At 28.0% G+C, this 2,075-nt stretch carries 1 protein-coding gene; it reads right to left on the bottom strand.

What is annotated here, in order from left to right:
- The coding region (locus GOQ29_RS08550; protein ID WP_203372234.1) for a condensation domain-containing protein at positions 1–2,075 on the bottom strand (2,075 nt) is incomplete at both ends.

Raw genomic sequence — 2,075 nt, 5'->3', positions numbered from 1 at the left:
TTTCAAATATTTCCTTAATATTGAGGTCCTTATTATAATCTATTTCAACATCATTAAAGACTTTAGTAATTTCATTCCTTTCTTCATCTGTAAGTGAATTCAATTCTCCAATCTTTTGTTCCATATCCTCTGTTATTACTAACAATAACTTAATAAAATGATCCATCATACCTTCAATAGTTTTTCTTCTAAATAAATCGGTATTATATATACAACTAAGATGATATCCTTTCTCTTTATAAGACATTTCTATATCTATATCAAACTTTGCCAAAAGTTCGCTATAAAAAACATCTTTAACTTCCATATTATTAAATCCAAGAGTAAAATCTGCAGCATTTTGTAATGCAAAAGATACATCAAATAATGGATTTCTACTAGAATCTCTTTGGCCAATGACCTTATCTACTAATTTCTCAAAAGGATATTCTTGATTTTCATAAGCACCCAAGCAATGATTCTTTATTTCTTCAAAAAACTTTTCAAGAGTTTTATCTGATTCTGGATATCCTCTTATAGCAAGGGTATTCACAAACATACCTAACATTTTTTCTGTGTCCTTATGAATCCTTCCAGTAATAGGACTACCAATAACTATATCATCTTGATAGCTATATTGATGAAGTGTAATCATAAGACCACTAAGTAAAACCATATACTCTGTTAAATCTTTTTCTCTAGCAAAACTCTGTATTCTATTAGTAAATTTTTCTTCTAAGTCAATGGTAATTAAATCTCCATTAAAGCTTTTAATCTTTGGTCTTGAAGAATCATAAGGTAAATTAAGAGCTTCTACTGGAGTTTCATAGACTTTATTCCAATATTCTTCTTGAGAAGAAATATCTTTAGAAATTACCCATTGACTATAATCTTTATATTGAATTTTTAAATCTTCTAATTCCTCACCATTATATAATGCTGCAAACTCTTCTATAAAGATCTTCATACTAAGAGCATCTGATATCATATGATGAGTATCGAATAATATATAACCATGATTTTCAGATAATTTAATTAACCTTAATCTTATCAAAGAAGCTTTATCTACTTTAAAAGGCTTTACAAATTCTCTCATAATCTTTTTCTTAGATAATTCATTATTAATATCTTTTGAATAATCTAAAATACTAATATCAGGTACAACATCTTCATCTATTCTCTGTATAAAATTTCCATCCTTCGTATGAAAACTAGTTCTAAGTATCTCATGACGCTTTATTAAATCTTCATATGTTTTACATAAAAGTTCAATATCAAAATTCCCCTTAACTTCAACTCCAAAAGGCATATTATAAGATGTTGACTCAGGATTCATCTCTTGTAATGTAAATAATCTCTTTGGTGAAGAAGTTATGGGATAAGTTAATGCTTTTTCAGCTAAAGGTATAGAGTCAAAATCTTTTGTCTGAAGAGAGTCTATAAAGCTAGCTAAATCCTTTACACTTGAATATTCAAATATATTTGAAACAGCTATATCTTTTCCCATATCTTCCTTTATTAAATTAACAAGCTCCATAGCAAGAATACTGTGACCACCTAATTCAAAGAAATTATCTGTTCTCCCAATTTTATCTATATTCAATAGTTCTTTATAAACTTCACAAAGTCTTTTTTCTGTTAAAGTTGTTGGCTTCACATATTCTTTTTGTCTTTCAAATTCAATTTCAGGTAAAACCCTTTTATCAAGTTTACCATTAGCATTTAAAGGTATTTTATCTATAGCTTTAAAATATTGAGGAATCATATAATCAGGTAATTCTTTTCTTATATCTTCTTTTAAATTAACTGTATCTAACTCCTTTGCTTCCTTCATTACTGTATAAGCTAGAAGAATTTTATTACCTTTCCCCATTTCTTCTACTATCACTACTGAATCTTCTATTCCTTCTTGTTTAATGAGTACTTCTTCAATCTCTTTTATCTCAACTCTATATCCCCTAATCTTAACTTGTTCATCTATTCTTCCTAAATACTCTATATTACCATCTGGTAACCATCTGACTAAATCCCCACTTCGATACATTCTCCCTTCTCCAAATGGATTTTCTATAAATTTCTCTTTTGTAAGTTCTTCT

The organism is Anaeromonas gelatinilytica (assembly GCF_016820635.1).
In the GTDB taxonomy this organism is placed as follows: Bacteria; Bacillota; Clostridia; order Tissierellales; family SIT17; genus Anaeromonas; species Anaeromonas gelatinilytica.
The sequence above is the reverse complement of the archived record's forward strand: the minus strand, read 5'-3'. Positions and strand labels throughout refer to the sequence as shown.